The following is a 22,309-nucleotide window of genomic DNA, read 5'->3' as shown; positions in this document are numbered from 1 at the left end:
ACTGGGTCGCCCGGCTAAACCGGGCGACGACAGCGGAGAGTGAGGCGCCGACATCGGCGCCTCACATTCAAACCTTAGGCATACCGCCCGTGGCAGTGCTTGTACTTCTTGCCTGAGCCGCAGGGGCAATCCTCGTTGCGGCCGATCTTGCCCCAGCTTGCCGGGTTCTTGGGATCGCGCAACGCGGCGTCGGTGGCCTGCGCTCCGAGTGTGACGCTGGCGAGCGCCATTTCATCCTCGCCGGTGTTCGGGTCGAACTTGTGCGCTTCCATCGGCGGCAGCACCGGGGCTTCCTGCTCCGGCGGCACGATCTCGACCCGCATCAGCTGCGCCGTGACGGCCTCGCGCAGATGCGCGCTCATCTCCTGGAAGAGGTTGAACGCTTCGGTCTTGTACTCCTGCAACGGATCGCGCTGGCCGTAGCCGCGCAGGCCGATGACCTGGCGCAGATGGTCGAGCATGATCAGATGCTCGCGCCAGAGATGGTCGAGCGTCTGCAGCAGAATGGTCTTCTCGACGTAACGCATCACGTCGGGGCCCCATTGCCCGACCTTGGCCGCCATGTGCTCGTCGGCCCGGGTCTCGATGCGCGTGAGCAGCTCCTCGTCGGCGATGCCCTCTTCCTTGGCCCAGTCCTCGACCGGCAGGTCGAGATCAAGCACGCGCTTGAGCTCTTCCTTCAGGCCCGCGACGTCCCACTGCTCGGCATAGGCATGCTCGGGCACGTGCTTGGCGACGAGGTCGTCGATGAAGGCGTGGCGCATGTCGGCGACGGTCTCGGCGACGCTGTCGTCCTTCATCAGGTCGACGCGCTGGTCGAAGATCACCTTGCGCTGGTCGTTCTGGACGTTGTCGAACTTGAGCAGGTTCTTGCGGATGTCGAAGTTGCGGGCCTCGACCTTCTGCTGCGCCTTTTCGAGCGCCTTGTTGATCCAGGGATGGATGATCGCCTCGCCCTCCTGCAGGCCGAGACGCTGCAGCATGCTGTCGAGGCGATCCGAGCCGAAGATGCGCATCAGATCGTCTTCCAGCGACAGGAAGAATTTGGAGCGGCCGGGGTCGCCCTGACGGCCGGAACGGCCGCGGAGCTGGTTGTCGATGCGGCGGGATTCGTGGCGTTCGGAGCCCATGATGTAGAGGCCACCGGGCTTCTTCACGGTCTTGGCCGGCTTCGAACCCTTCGCCGGCTCGATCTCGACCTCTTCCTCGGCCTTCAGCACGATCTCGCGGAAGTGCTCGATGTCGGCCTTGATCTGTTCGATCTTCAAGGCCTTCTCGGCCTCGTCCTCGATCGAAGCGGCCTCCTGCTGGATGCGCATTTCCAGCGAGCCGCCGAGCTTGATGTCGGTGCCGCGGCCGGCCATGTTGGTCGCGATCGTGATCGCGCCGGGGACGCCGGCTTCCGCGACGATGTAGGCTTCCTGCTCGTGGAAGCGCGCGTTCAGCACCGCGAACAGCTTTGCCGGTTTGCCGGCGCGGGCCGCGGCGTACAGCTTCTGCATCGAATTTTCGTTGCCGAAATCGATTTGCCGATAGCCGTGCTTCTTGAGATATTCGGCGATCACTTCCGATTTTTCGATCGAGGCGGTGCCGACCAGCACGGGCTGCAGCCGCGCATTGGCGCGCTCGATCTCGGCCAGGATCGCGGCGTATTTCTCGTTCTGGGTGCGATAGACCTCGTCGTCCTCGTCGAGACGGGCGACCGGCAAATTGGTCGGGATCTCCACGACCTCGAGCTTGTAGATGTCGAACAGTTCGTCGGCTTCGGTCAGCGCCGTGCCGGTCATGCCGGCGAGCTTTTCGTACATCCGGAAATAGTTCTGGAAGGTGATCGAGGCCAGCGTCTGGTTCTCGGGCTGGACCTGCACGTGCTCCTTGGCTTCCAGCGCCTGATGCAGGCCTTCGGAATAGCGGCGGCCCTGCATCATGCGGCCGGTGAACTCGTCGATGATGACGACCTCGTCGTCGCGGACGATGTAGTCCTTGTCGCGCGTGAACAGCGTGTGGGCGCGCAGCGCCTGGTTGATGTGGTGCACGACGGAGACGTTCTCGACGTCGTAGAGCGACTCGCCCTTGAGCTGTCCGGCATCGCGCAGCAGCGTTTCGATCTTCTCCATGCCGGCTTCGGTCAGCGTCACCGTGCGCTGCTTCTCGTCGACGTCGTAGTCGGACTTGTCGAGCTTGGGCAGGAAGCCGTCGATGGTGTTGTAGAAGTCGGAGCGGTCGTCGAGCGGGCCGGAGATGATCAGCGGCGTGCGCGCTTCGTCGATCAGGATGGAGTCGACTTCGTCGACGATCGCATAGAAGTGCGGCCGCTGGACCATGTCCTCGAGCCGGTACTTCATGTTGTCGCGCAGATAGTCGAAGCCGTATTCGTTGTTGGTGCCGTAGGTGATGTCGCAGGCATAGGCCATCTTGCGTTCGGAATCGTCGAGGCCGTGCACGATCACGCCGGTGGTCAAGCCGAGGAAGCCGTAGATCTGGCCCATCCAGTCGGAGTCGCGGCGGGCGAGGTAGTCGTTGACGGTGACGACGTGGACGCCCTTGCCGGCGAGCGCGTTGAGATAGACCGCGAGCGTTGCAACCAGGGTCTTGCCTTCGCCGGTCTTCATCTCGGCGATGTCGCCCTCGTGCAGCACCATGCCGCCGATCAGCTGGACATCGAAATGGCGCTGGCCGAGCGTGCGCTTGGCGGCTTCGCGGACCGTGGCGAAAGCGGGGACCAGGAGGTCGTCCAGCGTCTTGCCCTCGGCGAGCTGCTTCCTGAACTCGGCGGTGCGGGCCTTGAGGGCCTCGTCGGAGAGTTTCGAGACCTCGGGCTCCAGCGCGTTGATCGCGTTGACGCGGGACTGATATCCCTTCACCCGCCGGTCGTTGGCGGAGCCGAAAAACTTGCGGGCGAGCGCGCCGATCATGCTTAGTTCCTGTGTTCGCGATTCAACCGCGTTCGCGTTGCAGCCAAGAGGTTGTCACCCGCCTGCCTATCAACTCACCGTGACGCCTGCTGGGCGCCGGAGCCCGGACTGCGGGGGGTCCATCCGCCATATGGGTGGGAGTTGGGCAAGTCTGGGTTCAACGGCCAAAAACGCAGCAAAATAAACGCCATCGCATGGACGCGACCGGGCAGAGATATGGCCCGGTCAGGGCCTTGTCAACGGCGGGTGCATTGCGGCTAATTCATCATTTTGACAGACTTTTCGCGTTGCCAAGGCCCCCTGAATTGGGCGAGTGTCCGCCCCGCTCGAGCAGCCCCCTGCTTCAACAAAAGGATTTTCCATGACCACCTCGTTCCCGGTAACCAAAACCGGCCTGCGCTTCGGCCTCGCCACCGCCCTCGTGGGCTGCCTTGCGCTGGCGCTGATCGCGGGTCCCGGCCGGGCCGCCGACGATCCGGTGCTGGCGAAGGTCAATGGCGCTGAAATCAAGAAGAGCGACGTCGCCATGGCCGAGGAGGAACTCGGGCCGAGCCTCGCCCAGATGGACCCGGCGACCAAGGACGAGAACGTCCTGTCCTTCCTGATCGACATGAAGATCGTCGGCAAGGCCGCCGAGGACAAGAAGCTCGCTGACGGCGAGGAGTTCAAGAAGCGGCTCGCGTTCGCCCGCAACCGCCTGCTGATGGACAGCCTGCTCGCCGGCGAGGGCAAGGCCGCCACCACCCCGGATGCCATGAAGAAGGTCTATGAGGAGGCCTCCAAGCAGATCACCGGCGAGCAGGAAGTGCACGCCCGCCACATCCTGGTCGAGACCGAGGACGAGGCCAAGGCGGTGAAGGCCGAGCTCGACAAGGGGGCCGATTTCGCCGAACTCGCCAAGAAGAAGTCCAAGGATCCCGGCTCGGCCGACGGCGGCGACCTCGGCTTCTTCACCAAGGAGCAGATGGTGCCGGAATTCTCGGCAATCGCCTTCGCGCTCGAGCCGGGCAAGATCTCCGACCCCGTGAAGTCGCAGTTCGGCTGGCACGTCATCAAGGTCGAGGAAAAGCGCAGCCGCAAGGCACCTGATTTCGAGCAGGTCAAGGCGCAGATCGAGCAGTATGTCACCCGCAAGGCCCAGGCCGACTATGTCGCCAAGCTGCGCGCGGAAGCCAAGGTCGAGCGGCTGGACCAGCCGGCGGATGCGGCCAAGGACGCCAAGCCGGCTGATGCGGCCAAGCCTGCCGATGCCAAGCCTGCCGATGCGAAGCCGTCCGACAGCAAGATGGCGCCGCCCGCGAAGAAGTAAGAATTCGCTGTCACTTCGGTGACGTGAAGAGTATCTAAGCCTTTGTGATGCCCGGCCCCCGCGCCGGGCATCTGCATATCCAGATCCCATCAAGGCGCCCGCGATGTCCTCCTCCGTCTCTCCCCTCGCCCCGAAGAATGTTCCGAACATGCCCGTGATCGCGGGGGTCCGTCTCGCGACGGCCGAGGCCGGCATCCGCTACAAGAACCGCACCGACGTGCTGCTCGCGGTGATGGACAAGGGCACCGCGGTCGCAGGCGTCTTCACCAAGTCGAAATGCCCCTCCGCGCCGGTGGAATGGTGCCGCGCCAAGCTCAAGGGCGGCAAGGCGCGCGCGCTGGTGGTCAATTCCGGCAACGCCAATGCCTTCACCGGCAAAACCGGCCGCAGCTCCACCGCACTGACCGCCAAGATCGCGGCCAAGGCCGTCGGCTGCATCGAGGGAGAAATCTTCCTGGCCTCGACCGGCGTGATCGGCGAGCCCCTGGACGCGACCAAGTTCGACGGCGTGCTTGGTCGGCTCGCGGAGACCGCCGAGGCCGGCGATTATCTCGCCGCCGCCAAGGCGATCATGACCACCGACACATTCCCGAAGGTCGCGACAGCGACCGTGAAGCTCGGCAAGGCCAAGGTCACGATCAACGGCATGGCCAAGGGCGCCGGCATGATCGCGCCCGATATGGCGACGATGCTGTCCTTCATCTTCACCGACGCACCGATCGCGCCTGCCGCGCTGCAGGCGCTGCTCAAGAGTGGCGTCGAAGACACGTTCAATGCGGTCACGATCGACGGCGACACCTCGACCTCGGACACGCTGCTGGCCTTTGCCACCGGTGCTGCTGCAGAACACGGCGCGCCGAAGATCAGCCGGGCCAGCGACCCGCGCCTGAAAGCCTTCGTCAAGGCCTTCAACCAGGTGCTCGCCAATCTTTCCGAGCAGGTGGCCCGCGACGGCGAAGGCGCGCGCAAGCTGGTCGAGATCACCGTCGAGGGAGCCAAGACCAAGGTTTCGGCGCGCAAGATCGCGATGTCGATCGCGAACTCGCCGCTGGTGAAGACCGCTATCGCCGGCGAGGACGCCAATTGGGGCCGCGTGGTGATGGCGGTCGGCAAGGCCGGCGAGCCGGCCGACCGCGACAAGCTCTCGATCTCCTTCAACGGCATCCGCGTCGCCAAGAACGGCGCGCGCGATCCGTCCTATGACGAGGCGCAGGTGTCGGAAGCCATGAAGGCGCCGGAGATCGCGATCAAGGTCTCGCTCGGCCTCGGCAAGGGCCGCGATCGCGTGCTGACCTGCGACCTCACCAAGGAGTATGTCGCGATCAACGGGGATTACAGGTCGTAGAGTCTACGGCTGTCTCACCCTGCAATCCGCGCGTCGGCGACCGCCTTCTTGAACAGCGCGTTCATCGCGGCCGAAATGCCCTGGGTGGGGCTAACCTCGAAATAGAATCCCGGCGAAGCGCAGCTCTCCATGTTCTGCGCGATCTTGCTGTTCGGAGACGGCCCCCACGGCCCGGAATTAAAGGGCGATATCCATGTGTTGTACCAGCCGTCAGTAGGCGGTTGGTATGTCGTGTACAGCACCGCGATCTTGATGCCCCGGTTCTTGATGGTCGTGCAGAGCGCCGGATTGATCGGCGACTGACAGCGGTTCGATGACGCGAGAGGATACGAAGAAGACGAGACACTACACATCGTCGTGCCCGAGTTGGCTTCGTCAGCGACCCCATCGGATACAAAAAACAGATATTTCAGCGGTGACGCGGACGTACCTGCTCCAGGCGAGGCGATTGCGCTATTGATTGCGGGAAAAATAGTGGTGAGGGGAGTATCTTTGTCGATAGTGTACACGTCATTCTGACCGGCAACCGCCATCAGGTCGATGTTTCCCGCCGCCGTCTTGGCGGAGGTCAGGATCGACGAGAGCGCGAACAGATTTCTCAATCCGATCGTCGCCGACGAAGCGCCGAAATCGTAGATCGCCATTCTGAACTGGTTCGCGTAGGTCTGCGTGCTCTGGGCCGTGTCCATCAAGTTCGCGCTCGCCTGGCGCACCACGTCAATTCGGGTCGTGATGCCATTTGCTTTGGCGATGTCGTAGTTGCTTGTGCCGGCCGCCTTGGTGGTGTCGTGACAGGCAAATGCACATCCACCCGTCTTCGCCTGCAAATTCGTGATGTCGGTCGGCGTCGCTGCGACACCCATCGACGGAGAATTGTCCAGCAGGAGATAGAAGTCGACATAGAGCGGCATATTGACCGTCGACGCCGACGTGCCGCTCATGGTCAGCGTGGTCTTGCCCATCAAACCGAGAAACATGGTGTTGATGGAGGCGGTGAACGAGACGGTCGAGTTGATGGTCGAGCCGGTCTTGACGACGGTCTGGGTGACGCTGTTGAGCGTATAGCCGGTCAGGTTGGCGCGATTGGCATCGAAGATTTTCTGGGCGTCGGTGACGCCGACCGCGATCGAGCCGTCCGTGGTCATCGAGCCCGCGGCGGCAAACCCCGGCGAGGCTTTGGCGATGGCACCGACGCTGGCCGCGTCGGCCGCGCCCTGAAGTTTCGCCCGGACCTGCGTCGCGCGGGAGTAGTCGATCGCACTGCCGACGAACGTGATCAGAGGCACGCAGCAGATTGCGAAGATCACCGCCACATTGCCGCGCCGGTCGCGGAGGAACCGGCGGAAGATGGTACGACACTCAGCGCGCATGGATCTGGCCCGGATTGATTTCGGCGTTTCCACTCTAGGAACCGTGGATTAAATATGACTTATGGAGACCTCGGAAATACGGGCCTTAACAGGGTTAACGAACTGTTGCGAATGACCTTCAGCGAGCGACATTCCAGGCATGGCTGATCTCAAACTGACGCTGGTGGTGGCCTGCGCGCTGGTCGACGCCGACAGCCGCGTCCTGATCGCGCAGCGCCCCGAGGGCAAGACGCTGGCCGGCCTCTGGGAATTTCCCGGCGGCAAGTGTGAGCCCGGCGAGCGGCCGGAGCAGAGCCTGATCCGCGAACTCCACGAGGAGCTGGGCATCACCGTCGCGGAGCCCTGCCTGGCGCCGCTGACATTCGCAAGCTACGGCTACGAGACCTTTCACCTCCTGATGCCGCTCTACATCTGCCGGCGCTGGGAGGGACAGGTCATGCCACGCGAAGCCCAGACCCTGGCCTGGGTCCGCGCCAACAAGCTGCGCGACTATCCCATGCCGCCCGCGGACATTCCGCTGATCCCGCATTTGATTGATCTGCTGATGTGAGCTCAGACCTCATCCTGAGGAGACCGCGCAGCGGTCGTCTCGAAGGATGGCTGCGGATGAGAGCCGGGCCTGCATGGTTCGAGACGGCGCTGACGCGCTTCCTCACCATGAGGATTACTCTTTCCCCGCCTTCTTCACCGCCTCCGCCAGACTCGCCTTCGCTGAGCCGGGCTTGAGCGCCTGCTGCTGGCTCGCATGCGGGGCCCAGCCGGAGAGCCAGATGATATCGAATGTCGCACGGATGCGGCCGTCGGCATCGGCAAAGCGTTCCGCGTAAATTTCCGCCATCCGCAGCAGCGTCGATCGCCGGCTCGGCGTGCGCCGCCGTTCGATCAGCACATTGGCGGCGCCCATGCGCCTGATATCCTGCATCAGCGCGAACGCGTTGGCGTAGCGCACCACGACGCGGTCGACGTCGGTGACCGGCAGCGCAAACCCCGCCCGCTGCAACAGCGCGCCAACGTCGCGCAGATCGGCAAACGGTGCGACGCGCGGCGACACGCCGCCCTCGCATTCGGCCTCGGCGGCGGCAAAAGCCTGGCGCAGCTCGGTCAGGCTGTCGCCGCCGATCATCGCCGCCAGCAGCAGCCCGTCCGGCCTCAGCGCGCGACGGATTTGCGCAAGTACCCCCGGCAGATCGTTGACGAATTGCAGCGCCAGCGCCGAGAGCACGAGGTCGAGGCTTTCGGGCGCAAAGGGCAGCTTCTCCGCACCCGACGCATCGAGATTAATGCGCTCGATCGAGGGCAGTCGCGCGCGCAGCACCGCCAGACCCTCGCCGGGCGTCCAGAGATCGACCGCGGTATGAAACTCCCGCATCACCGCGGCCAGCCGATCGGACATGTCCTCGGCGACCCGATCCAGCAGGAAGCTCACGGCACCTTGCGCCTGCGCGCGGCGCTGTCGCGCATGCAGCAAAGCACGATCGAACAAAGCGGGCGGGGTTTGCGGATCTTGAGCCATGCCGCTGGTTACGCCGATCGCGACGGTTCTGGCAATCCGGTGCGTGGGGCGCTAGCTTTCGGCCATGGCATCCGACGCCGCCCCTTCTCGTTCCATCGCCGCCCCCTTGCGTGCCGCATGGACGGCTGGCCGGCACGTGCTGTCACGTGCGGCACGGCTTGCGCTCGACATCGCGCTGCCGACGCTATGCGTGTCCTGCCGCGAGCCGGTTGACGGCGAGGGCGTGTGCGCGGCGTGCTGGGCGCGGCTGTCGTTCATCGAACGGCCCTACTGCCCGCGGCTCGGCATTCCTTTTGTGTACGATCCCGGCCCCGACATGCTGTCGATGGAGGCGATCGCGAGCCCGCCCGCCTACCAGCGTGCGCGCGCTGCGGTGCGTTATGACGACGTCGCGCGCACCCTGGTGCATGCGCTGAAATACCAGGACCGCACGGATCTGGCGCCTGCCATGGGCCGCTGGATGGCGCGCGCGGGCGGCGAGTTGCTCGCCGAGGCCGACATGCTGGTGCCCGTTCCCCTGCATTGGCGAAGGGCCTGGCGCCGCCGTTACAACCAATCCGGGGCGCTGGCGCGGATCATCGAGCGGCAAAGCGGGGTGAAAGCGAAGGCTGAGGTGCTGCGCCGGGTACGCGCGACCGAGCAGCAGATCGGCCTGTCGCGAGCCCAGCGCGCCACCAATGTGCAGGGCGCATTCCAGGTATCCCCCCGTCAGGCGGAGGTTCAGGGTCGGCGCATTGTCCTCATCGACGACGTCCTGACGTCCGGTGCGACACTGGGTGCCTGTGCGCGGGCCCTGCTCCGGGCCAAGGCGGCGCAAGTGGACGTGCTGGTGTTTGCCCGGGTTGTCGAGAGCCGGTGAAGTCCCATATAATTCAATGAATTCATGACATGAGAGCGCCAGACAAGATGACCGCTGCTGTCGAGATCTACACGAGGCCGGGCTGCGGCTATTGTTCCGCCGCCAGGTCGCTGCTGACCCGCAAGAAAGCGACCTTCACGGAGTTCGATATCGCCAAGAACCCGTCCTGGCGCCAGGAGATGTACGATCGCGCCGGCGAGGGCTCGACCTTCCCGCAGATCTGGATCGGCGGAACCCATGTCGGAGGCTGCGACGAGCTCTACGCGCTCGATCGCGAAGGCAAGCTCGACGCCATGCTCGAAAGCGTCAAGGCGGAGTCATGAGCGACACCAGGACCTTCACGGCGGCGATGGTGCAGATGCGCACCGGCCTGATGCCCGAGCCGAGCCTCGCGCAGGCCATCCGGCTGATCCGCCAGGCTGCGGCCAATGGCGCCGACTACGTGCAGACGCCCGAAGTCAGCAACATGATGCAGCTCAACCGCAAGGCACTGTTCGAGCACCTCCAGAGCCAAGACGACGACAACTCGCTGAGGGCCTACCGGGCGCTCGCGGCCGAACTGAAGATCCACATCCATGTCGGCTCGCTGGCGCTGCGCTTTTCGGACGAAAAGGCGGTCAACCGCTCCTTCCTGATCGGGCCCGAGGGCAATGTGCTCGCGAGCTACGACAAGATCCACATGTTCGACATCGAGCTGCCGGACGGCGAGAGCTATCGCGAATCCGCCAATTACCAGCCGGGCGAGACGGCCGTGATCTCCGACCTGCCCTGGGGCCGCGTTGGCCTGACGATCTGTTATGACGTGCGCTTCCCCGCGCTCTACCGCGCGCTGGCCGAAAGCGGCGCGTACTTCATCACGGTGCCCTCGGCCTTCACCCGCAAGACCGGCGAGGCGCATTGGCACGTGCTGTTGCGTGCGCGCGCGATCGAGACCGGGTGCTTCATCTTCGCCGCGGCGCAGGCAGGCCTGCATGAGAACAAGCGCGAGACCTATGGCCATTCGCTGATCATCGATCCCTGGGGCGAGATCCTCGCCGAAGGCGACGTCGAGCCCGGCATCATCATGGCAAAAATCGACCCGGCCAAGGTCGAGACCGCGCGCCGCGCGATCCCCTCGCTCCAGCACGGCCGCCGCTTCGGCGTCGCCGACCCCAAGGCGGGGCCGGACCATCTGCACCTGGTGCGGGGATCGGCATGATCCGCTACGCGCTCCGCTGCGACCGGAGCCACGACTTCGAGAGTTGGTTCCAGAGCTCGGCCGCGTACGATTCTCAGGTGAAGCGCAAGCTCGTGACCTGCCCGATCTGCGGCTCGGCCAAGGTCGAAAAGGCGATCATGGCGCCGCGCGTCGTCGGCAAGAAGGGCCGCGGACGCGCCACGCCGCCGCCTGAGCCCACCGCCACGACGCCCGCGCCCGCGCCCGAGGCTGCGCAATCCGCACCGACCTCGCTGTTGATGGCGCAGGAGCGCGAGCTGCGCGCCAAGCTCAAAGAGCTGCGCGATCACATCGTGAAGAACGCCGACAATGTCGGTGAGCGATTCGCCACCGAAGCCCGCGCGATGCATTACGGCGACAAGGAGCACCGTCCGATCTACGGCGAGGCCTCACCCGACGAGGCCAAGTCGCTGATCGACGAAGGCATCGAGGTGTCGCCGCTGCCGACGCTGCCGGAAGATCGGAATTAGGCTCCCACCAGCACCGCCACGCCGAGCACGATCAGCGCGATGCCAATGATCTCGCGCGGCGCGATCGGCTGCTTGAACGAATAGTATGCCACACCTTGCGCAAACAGTACCTCGATCAAGGCGAGCGTGCGGACATTGGCGGCGGCCGTCAGCGCAAAGGCGAGGAACCAGAACTGCGAGGCGAAGGCGCCGGTGAAGCCGGCCAGCATCGAGGGTCGCCACATCGAGAGGATGCCCTGAAGCACTTTTGGCGCGCGCCAGAGCAGGTAGATCGTCAGGATCAGCGTCTGCACGAACAGGCCGAGCACCAGGGTGAACGATGCCGCCGTCACGAACGAGACATCAGGCACGTTGATGATGGCGCCGCGGAAACCGACCGCTGACAACGCGAACGCTGCCGCCGCGACGAGGCCGGTGATGGTCGGCTTCAATTCGGCAAAGCTCTTCTCGCCGCCGGGCCGCACCGCGGTGATGACGACGCCGATGGTCGCGATCACGATCGCAAGCACCTTCAGCCATGTCAGATGATCGCCGAGGAAGACGAAGCCGAAGATGGCGGTCTGGATCGCCTCGGTTTTCAAATAGGCCGTCGTCACCACGAAGGAACGGTCGTTCATGGCGAGCAGCATCAGGCCGGTCGCGACGATCTGGCTGAGGGCGCCGAGCAGGAGCCACGGCCAGAACACGCCGGGCGGCATGCCGAGATGATCGCCGGTGGCGACCAGCACCACCGCGAGAAACAGCAGCGAGAACGGAAAGCCGAACAGGAAGCGGATATTGGTTGCGCCCCAAGTCCCCAGCGGCTTCGTCAGCGACCGCTGCATCGCATTGCGCGCAACCTGGCCGAGCGCGGCAATGACGGTGAAGGGAATCCAGAGGCTGGCGATGGTGAACATGGGGGATGGGGTGCGGGGGGCCAGAGATCGCGGCCAACCTGCCGCTAGCTGTTCAATGGGTCAACCACACGAACGTCATGGGTGCGATGCTATCGCCACAAACTCAGTGTCGTCCCGGCGAAGGCCGGGACCCATAACCACAGGGAGTGATTTGGCGAAGATTCGTGGTTGCCTGCTTCGCGCCGCAACTTCTTCCTGAGGGTATGGGTCCCGGCCTTCGCCGGGACGACACCTATATTTGCGGAGACAGCTAGGCCGCCACGAGCGGCGCGGCCTCACACCATGCCTTCCGCCACCACCATGTAGTTCACGTCCATGTCTGACGAGAGGGTCCATCTGTCGGCGAAGGGGCTGTAGACGACGCCGGTCTGCTCGGTGATGACCAGGCGGTTGTCGAGCAGGTATTTCGTCAGCTCGTCGGGGGTGACGAACTTGTTCCACTCGTGGGTGCCGCGCGGCAGCCAGCGCAGGACGTATTCGGCGCCGACGATGGCGAGCGCAAAGCTCTTCCAGTTCCTGTTCAGCGTCGAGACCACCATCAACCCGTTCGGCTTCAGCATTGCGGCGCAGCGCTTCAGGAAAACGCCGACGTCGACGACGTGCTCGACCACCTCCATCGCCAGCACGATGTCGAAGCGCTCGCGCGGGTCGATCTCCTCAACCGTGGTGCAGCGATAGTCGATCGCAAGATGCGCCTTGTCGGCATGCAGCTTCGCGGCCGCGATGTTGCTGACCGACGGATCGACGCCGATGACCTGCGCACCCAAGCGCGACAGCGGCTCGCAGAGCAGGCCGGCGCCGCAGCCGATATCGAGCACGCGCAGACCGCCGAGGCAGTTGAGGCTGCGCACATTGCGCTCGAACTTGCGGCAGGCGGCGTCGCGGATGTAGCCGAGCCGCAGCGGGTTGATCCGGTGCAGCGGCGCCATCTTGCCGTTGGGGTCCCACCACTCGGCCGAAAGTTTTGAGAATTTCGCGATCTCGGCGGCGTCGACGGTCGAGCCCGGCGGGGTGGTTGCGGTTGCGGAAGTATCTTGCTGCATGCTCATGGTTACGCGCGGTCCTACCGCGTGGTGATCGAACTGCGGAAGGCGAGCGGCGAGGCGATGGTCCGGATGGTTTCGCGACCTTCCCCCACGCCGTTGATGGTCACGTCGCCATAGTTGAGAATACGTCCAAGAATGGTCTGATTCACATCGACGCTCTCGACCTTGTCCAGCGCCATCTCGAAAGTGCGGCGCTTGATGAAGCCGGTCTTGTGCACGACCCGCAAATTGGTCACGTCGGTCTCGGTGGTAAAGCGATGGAACCAGCCCTTCACGGTCCAGTACAGCGCCGCCAGAGCCACCACGCCGGCCGCGACGAGACAGAGCAGGACAAGCCCCTCGACGATGGTTTGCCGGGACAGGACGAACAGGACCAGCGCCACGATCCAGGCCAGGATCGCCGGAAAATAGAAGATCCAGTGCGCATTGGTCGAATACAGCACCTTCTCGCCAGGCTGCAGGATCTCGTCGATATAGCGCGCCATGATTCTCGGTTAACCCACTACCCCGCACCCTGCCCCGCAGGAACCCGCTTGCCCCCGGCCCCGCCGCTATGTATACGCGCGGTCGGTGTCCGCGAGGCCCGTCCAGTGCGGGCCACCATACTGATCCTTATGAAGGAATGCACGCGTCGTCATGAGCCGCCTCGTGATGAAATTCGGCGGCACGTCCGTCGCCAACATCGAACGTATCCGCAACGTCGCACGCCATGTGAAGCGTGAGGTCGACGCCGGCCATGAAGTGGCCGTGGTCGTCTCGGCGATGTCCGGTAAAACCAACGAGCTGGTGGCCTGGTGCACCGAGGCCTCGCCGATGCACGACGCGCGCGAATATGACGCCGTGGTCGCCTCGGGCGAACAGGTGACCTCCGGCCTGCTTGCCATCGTGCTTCAGGGCATGGGTATCCAGGCCCGCTCCTGGCAGGGCTGGCAGATCCCGATCGCGACCAGCAACGCCCATGCTTCGGCCCGGATCGAGGGCATCGACGGCAGCGAGATCATCAAGCGCTTCAAGGAGCGCAAGGAAGTCGCCGTGATCGCCGGCTTCCAGGGCATCAACCCGGAGACCAACCGCATCACCACGCTCGGCCGCGGCGGCTCCGACACCTCGGCCGTGGCAATCGCCGCCGCCGTCAAGGCGGACCGCTGCGACATCTACACCGACGTCGACGGTGTCTACACCACCGATCCGCGAATCGTGCCGAAGGCCAAGAGGCTCGACAAGATCGCGTTCGAAGACATGCTGGAGCTGGCCTCCCAGGGCGCCAAGGTGCTCCAGGTCCGCTCCGTGGAACTCGGTATGGTCCACAACATGCCGATTTTCGTGCGCTCGAGCTTCGACAAGCCCGAGGATATCGATCCGCATGCCAACCAGCCGCCCGGCACGCTGATCTGCAGCGAGGAGGAGATCATGGAAAGCCACGTCGTCACCGGCATCGCCTTTTCGAAGGACGAGGCCCAGATCTCGGTACGCCAGATCGAGGACAAGCCCGGCGTGGCGGCGTCGATCTTCGGCCCGCTCGCGGAGGCCAACATCAACGTCGACATGATCGTGCAGAACGTCTCCGAGGACGGCAAGACCACCGACCTCACCTTCACGGTTCCGGCCGCCGACTACACCAGGGCCAAGGAGACGATCACCGCGGCCAAGGGCCAGATCAATTATGCCCGGCTCGACACCGCGACCGACGTCGCCAAGATCTCGGTGATCGGCAGCGGCATGCGCAGCCATGCCGGCGTTGCCGCCCAAGCGTTCTCGGCCCTCGCAGGACGGAATATCAACATCCGGGCCATTACAACCTCCGAGATCAAATTCTCGGTCCTGATCGACACCGCCTATACCGAGCTTGCGGTGCGCACCTTGCACACGCTCTACGGTCTCGATCAGGCTTAGGCTAATTTTCTCTTAGCGGTCGCAGCAAACGCGAAGTGTCCACACTTTCGCGTTTGGCAGGCGTTTTGCTTGGCAAAACAAACCCCAATTCGCTATACGGCGAACAGGGTGGGCTGCCGGAAACTGTGCCCCAGTTGAGGCGGTGCTGATTCGGCCCAGGCAACCGCCGGGGCCGGTGCCGGACGAGCAAATTTGTTGTTTTTCTGGATTTCTGGGCGAGCCGCCGCGGGCCCTTTCGGCCCCGGCAGACGGAGGAGATTGACGGTTCATGCGGAGCGCGTCGGGAGGTCCCCGCGTCTTGTTGAGACGGCTCCGCGAAACCATGGCGGAGCAGGTCTCGGCCCAGGAGCGGCTGGACAAGATCGTGGTGCTGATCGCCGCCAACATGGTGGCCGAGGTGTGCTCGGTCTATGTGCTGCGCGTCGACAACACGCTCGAGCTCTATGCCACCGAAGGCCTCAATCGCGAGGCGGTGCACCACACCGTGCTCACCGCCCATGAGGGTCTTGTCGGACTGGTCGCCAGCGAGGCAACGCCTCTCAACCTGAGCGATGCGCAGAGCCATCCGGCCTTCTCGTTCCGCCCGGAGACCGGCGAAGAGATCTACCACTCCTTCCTCGGCGTGCCGATCCTGCGGGCCGGCAACACCCTCGGCGTGCTGGTGGTGCAGAACCGCGCCAAGCGCAACTATGTCGAGGAGGAACTCGAGGCGCTTCAGACCACCGCGATGGTGCTGGCGGAGCTGATCGCCTCCGGCGAGCTGTCTGCGCTGGCCCAGCCGGGCCATGAGCCCGCGGCGCGCCATTCGTCGCAGAAGGTCGGCGCCATCCTGTCGGAAGGCATCGCGCTCGGCCATGTCGTGCTGCACGAGCCGCGAGTCGTCATCAAGGACTACATCGCCGAGGACCTGCCGAAGGAGATCAAGCGGCTCGACACCGCGCTCGCCAAGTTGCGCGCCGATCTCGACCGCATGCTGGAGCGCGGCGACGTCGCGGAAGGCGGCGAGCATCGCGAGGTGCTGGAAGCCTACCGCATGTTCGCCAACGACCAGGGCTGGTCGCACAAGCTGCACGAGGCGGTCGCCACCGGCCTCACGGCGGAAGCCGCCGTCGAGCGCGTGCAATCCGACACCCGCGCGCGCATGCTGCGCTCGACCGATCCCTATTTGCGTGACCGGCTGCATGATCTCGAGGATCTCGGCTATCGCCTGATGCGGCAGCTGGTCGGCCAGGATCACGCGCCGTCACGCGAACAATTGCCCGACAATGCCATCGTCATCGCGCGCGCGATGGGCCCGGCGGCGCTGCTCGACTATGACCGCAAGCGCCTGCGCGGCATCATCTTGGAGGAAGGCACCGCCAATTCCCACGTCTCGATCGTGGCGCGCGCGCTCGGCATTCCCGCGGTCGGCGAAGTGCCGAACGCGCCTGGCATCGCCGATCCCGGCGACGCCGTCATCGTCGACGGCACCTCCGGCATGATCTATGTGCGCCCGTCGCAGGAGGTCGAAGCGGCCTTCGCAGAGCGCGTGCGCTTCCGCGCCCGCCGCCAGGCGCAGTATCTGGCGCTGCGCGACCTGCCCTGCGTCACCAAAGACGGCCAGAAGGTCGAGCTGATGATCAATGCGGGTCTCGCGATCGACCTGCCGCATATCGAAGACACCGGCAGCGCCGGCATCGGCCTGTTCCGCACCGAGCTGCAATTCATGGTCGGCCAGAGCCTGCCGCGCACCAGCGACCAGCTCGCGCTCTATCGCACCGTGCTGGATGCCGCCGGCACGAAGCCCGTCACCTTCCGCACCCTCGACATCGGCGGCGACAAGGCGCTGCCTTATATGGAAGCAGTGATCGAGGAGAATCCCGCGCTCGGATGGCGCGCGATCCGGCTCGGGCTCGACCGTCCCGGCCTGTTGCGCGGCCAGATCCGCGCACTGCTGCGCGCCGGAGGTGGCCGCGCGCTGCGCATCATGTTCCCGATGATCTCGGAGGTCGCCGAATTCGATTCGGCGAAGGCGCTGGTCGAGCGCGAGCTGACCTATCTGCGCCAGCACGGCCACACGCTGCCGGAAAGAATCGACATCGGCACCATGGTCGAGGTGCCGGCGCTGCTCTATCAGCTCGACGAACTCCTCAAGAAGGTCGACTTCATCTCAGTCGGCTCCAACGATCTGTTCCAGTTCCTGTTCGCGGTCGACCGCGGCAACGCAAAAGTCTCCGAGCGCTTCGACACCATGTCGGCGCCGATCCTGCGCGCGCTTCGCGACATCGCACGCAAGACGCAGGCCGCGAAGAAATCGCTGTCGCTCTGCGGCGAGATGGCGTCGAAGCCGATCGGCGCGCTGGCGCTGATCGCGATGGGCTATCACTCGCTGTCGCTCTCCGCCACCGCGCTTGGCCCGGTCAAGGCGATGGTGATCGATCTCGACGCCAAGAAGGCCGAAGCGATGCTCGGCCCGTTGCTGGACGCGCCCGCCGGCAGCGTCTCGATCCGGCAGAAGCTGACGGAATTTGCCGAGGCCGAAGGCCTGGCGTTGTAGCGGGCCTGTCGCCGCTTCCTGCCGCCTCGCCCTTTTCCGCATTTTGAGACTGAACCGATGTCGTCACTCCCCGAAGCCAAACTGGACGTCCTGCTCGCGCATCACGCCTCGCTGGAGGCCGAATCGCTCGGTCAGCTCGCTTCCGAACGCTATGTGCAGATCACACGTGAGCTCGCCGAGCTCACGCCATTGACCGAAGCGGTCAAGACCTATCGATCGGCCGTCAAGGAGCTCGCCGACACCGAGGCACTGATCGCCGACCCCGCGACCGATGCCGAGATGCGCGCCATGGCGGAAGCCGAGCGCGGCGAGCTGACGCCGAGGATCGAGGAGCTGGTCCAGAAGATCCGCGTCGCGCTGCTGCCGAAGGACGCGATGGATGACCGCAACGTGGTGCTGGAAATCCGCGCCGGCACCGGCGGCGACGAGGCTTCGCTGTTCGCCGGAGACCTGTTCCGGATGTACGAGCGCTTCGCGGCCCTACAGGGCTGGAAGGTCGAGGTGATCTCGGCCAGCGAAGGCAGCGTCGGCGGCTATAAGGAAATCATCGCGGAGGTGCAGGGCCGCGGCGCGTTCTCGAAGCTGAAGTTCGAATCCGGCGTGCACCGCGTACAGCGCGTGCCGGACACCGAGACGCAGGGGCGCATCCACACATCCGCCGCCACCGTCGCCGTGATGCCCGAGGTCGAGGAGGTCGATGTCGAGATCCGGAACGATGATTTGCGTATCGAGACGATGCGCGCCGGAGGCGCCGGCGGCCAGCACGTCAACAAGACCGAATCGGCGATCCGCATCACCCACATCCCGACCGGCATCGTGGTGATGATGCAGGACAGCCGCTCGCAGCACAAAAATCGCGCTTCCGCCATGAACATCCTGCGTTCGCGCATCTACGACGCCGAGCAGCAACGCCTCGACGCGGCGCGCTCGGCCGAGCGCAAGGAGAAGGTCGGCTCCGGCGACCGCAGCGAGCGCATCCGCACTTACAATTTTCCGCAAGGACGCGTCACCGATCACCGCATCAATTTGACGCTCTACAAGCTGCCGCAGGTGATCGCGGGCGAAGCGCTGGGCGAACTGACCGACGCGCTGACCACCGAGCACCAGGCCGCGCAGCTCGCCGCCCAGGGCGCGGCGGCGTAAAGCTCGCGGCTTCGCGCTTTCTTCAGCGTGTCCTCAGCGTCTCTTTGCTCGAAACGCTCGCAGGATCTTGCCCAAACCGGGCGCGGCGGCGCTGAGCTCGTCCAGATGGATGCGCGAGAGGGATCGCAGCTTCCGCTCGCCCTTCGCTGTCAGCTTGACCAAGACGCGCCGCGCATCATCGGGGTCGGCTTCCCGGCCAATCAGCTTCAGTTTCGCCATGCGATCCACCAGCTCCACCGCGGTGTGGTGCCGGATCAGCAGGAAGCGCGCGATGTCGCCGACGCTGGCGCCATCAGGGGCAGCCAATCCCTTGATCGCCAGCAGCGCCTGGTGCTGCTGCGGCGTCAACCCGGCGCTCTGAGCCGCGGCTTCGCTGAAGGCCAGGAAGGTTCGGAGCTGATAGCGAAACTGCGCAAGCGCGGCGTAGTCGGCCTCGCGCATCGCGCCACTCTTTGTGGGCACAGCACGCGCCGGGCGTGTCGTCTTCCGCTTCGATGGGGCCATTCCCTGCCTGCGACGTCGAGCCAGCCGGTGCAACGGGCGGCCTCACCGAGACTAGCAAGGAAGGTCAGGCCGAACCAACCGACCGGCGCCCCGGATGCACAAATATCGCCACCTATTCGAAGCTGGACAGCAGGATCTTCACCAGGATGACCTGTAACGCGATCGGGATGCGGACGCTCTTCCGCCGGATCGAGCGCTGCAGCGCGCCGGCAATCTCGGAGCTGGTCAAGGTACCGGCGGATGCATTGGTAATCATCTCCGCCCACATCTGCGACAGCGAGCCGCCGGGTGGGATCACCGGCTTGATGGTCACGCCGCAGCCCTGCGCCCAGTCGATGATCTCCCTCATCGTGTGAGGGCCGCAATTGCGCGCGGTGGCGAGGCGTTCAGCCGTCAGAGCAAGCAGCAATTCGCGCGAGGGCGACCAATTCCCCTTCGGCGGCTGCTCGGCAGTGAGCTCGACCGCGAGCTCCTTGAGGACGTTCTGGGCGCGCACGCTCAGCTTCTGCATCGGACCGGGTGCGCGCTTCGCCTGAACGGGGCCGACGGCGGGCCCGCGCCGGCCGGCCGGCCAGTTGCGCGGATCGGGCATGCGCGAGGCATCGCCGGACTGCGGTGTCGCTCGCTGTCCGTTCGCCTCTTCCACTGGCCACCCCGCCTCCTGCCGCTCCGCACCTTGCGGCCAAGACCGTCGCTTCCGGGTACCCGCCACCGTCGTCTGCCGCGCCATTTCTCTCGCCGAACCCGCCAGCCTCGTACTCACAAAGACTAATATATATCGTGATGCGATATGTTTTCACGAGATAATTTTCGGCGTTCGACCAAAGACGAAATTGACAGAAGGCGTTCACAAGCAATGCTTGCGTCCAAGGGCTACACGCGGATGTGACGTGCCCGGCGCGGGCAGGCCCTCGAGGCCGGCTGCCGCCGGACAGGTCGTGCTTTGCCTGCAAACAAGAACGATGTTCGGAGGAAACGATCATGACTGACAATCTCATCCGCCGCGGCCTCTCGCGCCGTGGCCTGCTTCAGACCACCGCGGGCCTCATCGGCGGCGCGGTTCTGCCCGGGATGCCGGCGTTTGCCGAGGACAAGCTGGCGATCGGCTCCTACCCCGCCGGGGTCTCGGGCTCCACCGCCTTCATCGGCATCTCCGTGCCGCGCACCGGCACCTATGCCGTACAGGGTGAAGACGAGCTCAAGGGCTATCAGCTCGCGATCGAGCACATCAACAGCGGGCACGACCTGATCAAGAAGATATCGCCGAAGACCAGCAAGGGCGTGCTCGGTAAGGAGCTGAAGTTCGGCGTCGCCGATTCCGCGGCCAAGCCGAACGAGGCGGTGCAGGCGCAGCAGCGCTTCATCAGCGAGAACAAGGCGATCATGATCACCGGCGGCACGTCGAGCGCCGTTGCGGTGGCGCTGAACAAACTCGCCCAGCGCGAGCACGTCATTTTCGTGTGCGGCATTTCCGGCTCGAACGATACCACCGGCAAGGATTGCGTCCGCTACGGCTTTCGCCAGAACTTCTACGGCCAGACTGCGGCTGCAGCGATCGGCCCGGTGATGGTACGTGAGTTCGGCAAGGGCAAGAAGGCCGCGTATCTCACGCCTGATTACACCTACGGCCACACCGTCACCAAATCCATGCAGGATTTCCTCGCAACAGCGGGCTGGACGACGACCACCAACCAGGTGGCGCCCCTCGGCGCACCCGACTACTCCTCCTATCTGCTGAACGTCGCGAATTCAGGCGCCGATGTGCTCATCAACGTCAATTGGGGACACGACGCCGTGCTGTCGACACAACAGGCCAAGCAGTTCGGCGTGCTCGACAAGATGAAGCTGGTCGTCCCCTACCAGGTGCCTTTCATCGCGCGCGAGACCGGCGGCCTGATGCAGGGCGTCTACGCCGCCACCGATTATTGGTGGACCATCGAAGACAAATTCCCGCTCGCCAAGATGTTCAACGAAGCATTCGAGAAGAAGTACGGCTACAAGCCCGAATGGGGCGCGGAGAACGCCTATGTCAGCTTCGCGCATTGGGCGCACATGTGCGAGCAGGCCGGCAGCTTCAGCCCGCCCGACGTGATCAAGGCCTACGAGAAGGGCGAGACGATCCCCTCCCTGGTGGGCGAAGTGCATTACCGTCCCGAGGACCATCAGTGCGTCCGGCCGGTGATCATCGTCAAGGGCAAGCAGCAAAAGGACATGAAGAACAAGGAAGACTGGTACGACGTCGTCGAGATCGTCCCGGGGGAAAGCCTGATGCAGAAGCCGGACGCCTTCGGCTGCCATCTCGGCGACTACAGCTGAGACCTCGCTAACCCCTGTGACGCCGCGGACTGCACTCCGGTCCTGCGGCGTCACCCTTTTTTGGACGCGCACCATCGCGCGCCACAACAGCGATTGTCGCATGATAAGTTGGCCCAACCTCGTTTCGCAGCTTTTCAACGGGCTCGCGCTCGGCGCCCTGCTCGCGCTGATCAGCTCCGGCCTGACCATCATCTACGGCACGCTCGGCGTGCTCAACCTCGCGCACGGCGCGATGTTCATGATCGGCGGCTATGCCGGCTTCGTCGCCTACCAGTACACGGAGTCGTTCATCCTCGCCGTGATCGCGGGCTCGCTGTTCGTGATGCTGCTCGGCGTTCTCATGGAACGCGTCATCATCCGCCATTTCTATCACCGCCCGCACGAGGATCAGCTGCTCGTGACCTTCGGGCTAGGCATCTGTTTCGTCGAGCTCGTGCGCCTGATCTTCTCGAGCCAGTCGCAGCTGGTGCCGCCGCCGGCCCTGTTCCGGGGCATCACCAATCTCGGCTTCATGTTCTATCCGACCTACCGCCTCGCCGTCGTCGGCATCGTCGCGGTCGCCCTCGGCGCACTGTTCATCGTCCTCTACCGGACCCGGCTGGGCATGATTGTGCGCGCCGGCATCGAGGATTCGGTGATGGTCGATTCGCTCGGCATCAATGTCTATCGCGTCTTCATGGTGGTGTTCGGCATCGGCGCAATGGCCGCCGGCTTTGCCGGCATCGTCAACGCGCCGGTGGTGTCGCTGACACCGGGCATCGGTGACGACATCCTGGTCCAGACCTTCGTGGTGGTGGTGATCGGCGGCGTCGGCTCGTTCCCCGGCGCAATTCTGGGCGGCCTGATCGCCGGCGAGATCATCAGCGTCACCTCCATGTTCAACCCCGGCTACGCCTATGTGATGCTGTTTGCGGCGATGACGCTCGTGCTCGTGGTACGACCGCATGGCCTGCTCGGCGTCCAAGGCCGCGAGTAAGC

At 64.7% G+C, this 22,309-nt stretch carries 20 protein-coding genes; 12 read left to right on the top strand and 8 right to left on the bottom strand.

Annotated elements, in window-relative coordinates; all coding sequences use genetic code 11:
- Positions 1–74: 74 nt before the first annotated feature.
- Entirely contained in the window at positions 75–2,915 is a 2,841-nt protein-coding gene (secA, locus tag IVA75_RS17730; protein WP_247282987.1) for a preprotein translocase subunit SecA, read from the bottom strand.
- 361 nt (positions 2,916–3,276) lie between these two features.
- On the opposite strand from secA, the gene IVA75_RS17725 reads away from it, so the two are divergent.
- Together IVA75_RS17725 and argJ are read left to right on the top strand one after the other, a co-directional pair.
- Positions 3,277–4,224 carry a peptidylprolyl isomerase gene (locus IVA75_RS17725; protein ID WP_027567997.1) on the top strand — a complete coding sequence of 316 codons (948 nt, stop codon included), beginning with the start codon at positions 3,277–3,279 and terminating at the stop codon, positions 4,222–4,224.
- Positions 4,225–4,327: 103 nt separating this feature from the next.
- Positions 4,328–5,569: a bifunctional glutamate N-acetyltransferase/amino-acid acetyltransferase ArgJ gene (argJ, locus tag IVA75_RS17720; protein ID WP_247282984.1), complete on the top strand. Its 1,242-nt coding sequence runs from the start codon at positions 4,328–4,330 to the stop codon at positions 5,567–5,569.
- A 14-nt stretch (positions 5,570–5,583) separates the two neighbouring features.
- Here argJ and IVA75_RS17715 read toward each other — a convergent pair whose 3' ends face one another.
- Entirely contained in the window at positions 5,584–6,939 is a 1,356-nt protein-coding gene (locus IVA75_RS17715; RefSeq protein ID WP_247282982.1) for a TadE/TadG family type IV pilus assembly protein, read from the bottom strand.
- A gap of 139 nt (positions 6,940–7,078) precedes the next feature.
- Between IVA75_RS17715 and IVA75_RS17710 the strand changes: the two genes are divergently transcribed.
- Complete coding sequence (locus tag IVA75_RS17710) at positions 7,079–7,489, top strand: (deoxy)nucleoside triphosphate pyrophosphohydrolase (protein ID WP_247282980.1); 411 nt, start codon at positions 7,079–7,081, stop codon at positions 7,487–7,489.
- 114 nt (positions 7,490–7,603) lie between these two features.
- Here IVA75_RS17710 and IVA75_RS17705 read toward each other — a convergent pair whose 3' ends face one another.
- Positions 7,604–8,452, bottom strand: a complete 849-nt coding sequence (locus IVA75_RS17705) for a methyltransferase domain-containing protein (RefSeq protein ID WP_247282978.1) — start codon at positions 8,450–8,452, stop codon at positions 7,604–7,606.
- 64 nt (positions 8,453–8,516) lie between these two features.
- Here IVA75_RS17705 and IVA75_RS17700 point away from each other — a divergent pair, with 64 nt between their 5' ends.
- The 4 genes from IVA75_RS17700 to IVA75_RS17685 are packed head-to-tail and all read left to right on the top strand — an operon-like array spanning position 8,517 to position 10,997.
- Entirely contained in the window at positions 8,517–9,311 is a 795-nt protein-coding gene (locus tag IVA75_RS17700) for a ComF family protein (protein ID WP_247282976.1), read from the top strand.
- A 47-nt stretch (positions 9,312–9,358) separates the two neighbouring features.
- Entirely contained in the window at positions 9,359–9,634 is a 276-nt protein-coding gene (gene grxC / locus IVA75_RS17695; RefSeq protein ID WP_247284080.1) for a glutaredoxin 3, read from the top strand.
- The gene (locus tag IVA75_RS17690; protein WP_247282975.1) at positions 9,631–10,509 is read left to right on the top strand and encodes a carbon-nitrogen hydrolase family protein; all 879 of its coding nucleotides are present in this window, start codon (positions 9,631–9,633) and stop codon (positions 10,507–10,509) included. Before grxC ends, IVA75_RS17690 begins: the two co-directional genes overlap by 4 nt.
- On the top strand, positions 10,506–10,997 hold the full coding sequence (locus tag IVA75_RS17685) for a DUF1178 family protein (protein ID WP_247282973.1): 492 nt from the start codon (positions 10,506–10,508) through the stop codon (positions 10,995–10,997). The genes IVA75_RS17690 and IVA75_RS17685 overlap by 4 nt, the downstream gene beginning before the upstream one ends.
- On the opposite strand, the gene IVA75_RS17680 is transcribed toward IVA75_RS17685, so the two are convergent.
- From IVA75_RS17680 to IVA75_RS17670, 3 genes are all read right to left on the bottom strand, one after another.
- The gene (locus IVA75_RS17680) at positions 10,994–11,893 is read right to left on the bottom strand and encodes an EamA family transporter (RefSeq protein WP_247282971.1); all 900 of its coding nucleotides are present in this window, start codon (positions 11,891–11,893) and stop codon (positions 10,994–10,996) included. The genes IVA75_RS17685 and IVA75_RS17680 overlap by 4 nt on opposite strands.
- A 275-nt stretch (positions 11,894–12,168) precedes the next feature.
- Positions 12,169–12,942 (bottom strand): bifunctional 2-polyprenyl-6-hydroxyphenol methylase/3-demethylubiquinol 3-O-methyltransferase UbiG, encoded by a 774-nt coding sequence (ubiG, locus tag IVA75_RS17675; RefSeq protein ID WP_027568007.1) that lies wholly within the window; start codon positions 12,940–12,942, stop codon positions 12,169–12,171.
- A 14-nt stretch (positions 12,943–12,956) separates the two neighbouring features.
- Positions 12,957–13,424, bottom strand: a complete 468-nt coding sequence (locus IVA75_RS17670) for a PH domain-containing protein (protein WP_027568008.1) — start codon at positions 13,422–13,424, stop codon at positions 12,957–12,959.
- A 151-nt stretch (positions 13,425–13,575) separates the two neighbouring features.
- On the opposite strand from IVA75_RS17670, the gene IVA75_RS17665 reads away from it, so the two are divergent.
- The 3 genes from IVA75_RS17665 to prfA all read left to right on the top strand — a co-directional run bounded on the left by IVA75_RS17665 (position 13,576) and on the right by prfA (position 18,511).
- On the top strand, positions 13,576–14,832 hold the full coding sequence (locus IVA75_RS17665) for an aspartate kinase (RefSeq protein WP_247282969.1): 1,257 nt from the start codon (positions 13,576–13,578) through the stop codon (positions 14,830–14,832).
- Between the two features lie 268 nt (positions 14,833–15,100).
- On the top strand, positions 15,101–17,368 hold the full coding sequence (ptsP, locus tag IVA75_RS17660; RefSeq protein WP_247282967.1) for a phosphoenolpyruvate--protein phosphotransferase: 2,268 nt from the start codon (positions 15,101–15,103) through the stop codon (positions 17,366–17,368).
- Between the two features lie 57 nt (positions 17,369–17,425).
- Positions 17,426–18,511: a peptide chain release factor 1 gene (prfA, locus tag IVA75_RS17655; RefSeq protein ID WP_247282965.1), complete on the top strand. Its 1,086-nt coding sequence runs from the start codon at positions 17,426–17,428 to the stop codon at positions 18,509–18,511.
- Between the two features lie 33 nt (positions 18,512–18,544).
- Here the strand turns inward: prfA and IVA75_RS17650 are convergent, their stop codons facing one another.
- Together IVA75_RS17650 and IVA75_RS17645 are read right to left on the bottom strand one after the other, a co-directional pair.
- Positions 18,545–19,015 (bottom strand): helix-turn-helix domain-containing protein, encoded by a 471-nt coding sequence (locus IVA75_RS17650; RefSeq protein ID WP_247284068.1) that lies wholly within the window; start codon positions 19,013–19,015, stop codon positions 18,545–18,547.
- A gap of 112 nt (positions 19,016–19,127) precedes the next feature.
- A complete protein-coding gene (locus IVA75_RS17645; protein ID WP_247282963.1) occupies positions 19,128–19,661 on the bottom strand; it encodes a hypothetical protein in 534 nt (177 codons plus the stop codon).
- 335 nt (positions 19,662–19,996) lie between these two features.
- On the opposite strand from IVA75_RS17645, the gene IVA75_RS17640 reads away from it, so the two are divergent.
- Entirely contained in the window at positions 19,997–21,331 is a 1,335-nt protein-coding gene (locus tag IVA75_RS17640) for a substrate-binding protein (RefSeq protein WP_027568014.1), read from the top strand.
- 100 nt (positions 21,332–21,431) lie between these two features.
- Complete coding sequence (locus IVA75_RS17635; protein ID WP_247282961.1) at positions 21,432–22,307, top strand: branched-chain amino acid ABC transporter permease; 876 nt, start codon at positions 21,432–21,434, stop codon at positions 22,305–22,307.
- Positions 22,308–22,309 lie beyond the last annotated feature (2 nt).

Origin of the sequence: Bradyrhizobium sp. 134 (assembly GCF_023074155.1) — a bacterium.
GTDB lineage: Bacteria > Pseudomonadota > Alphaproteobacteria > Rhizobiales > Xanthobacteraceae > Bradyrhizobium.
Note: the sequence above shows the minus strand (reverse complement) of the source record. Positions and strands in the feature narration are given on the sequence as shown.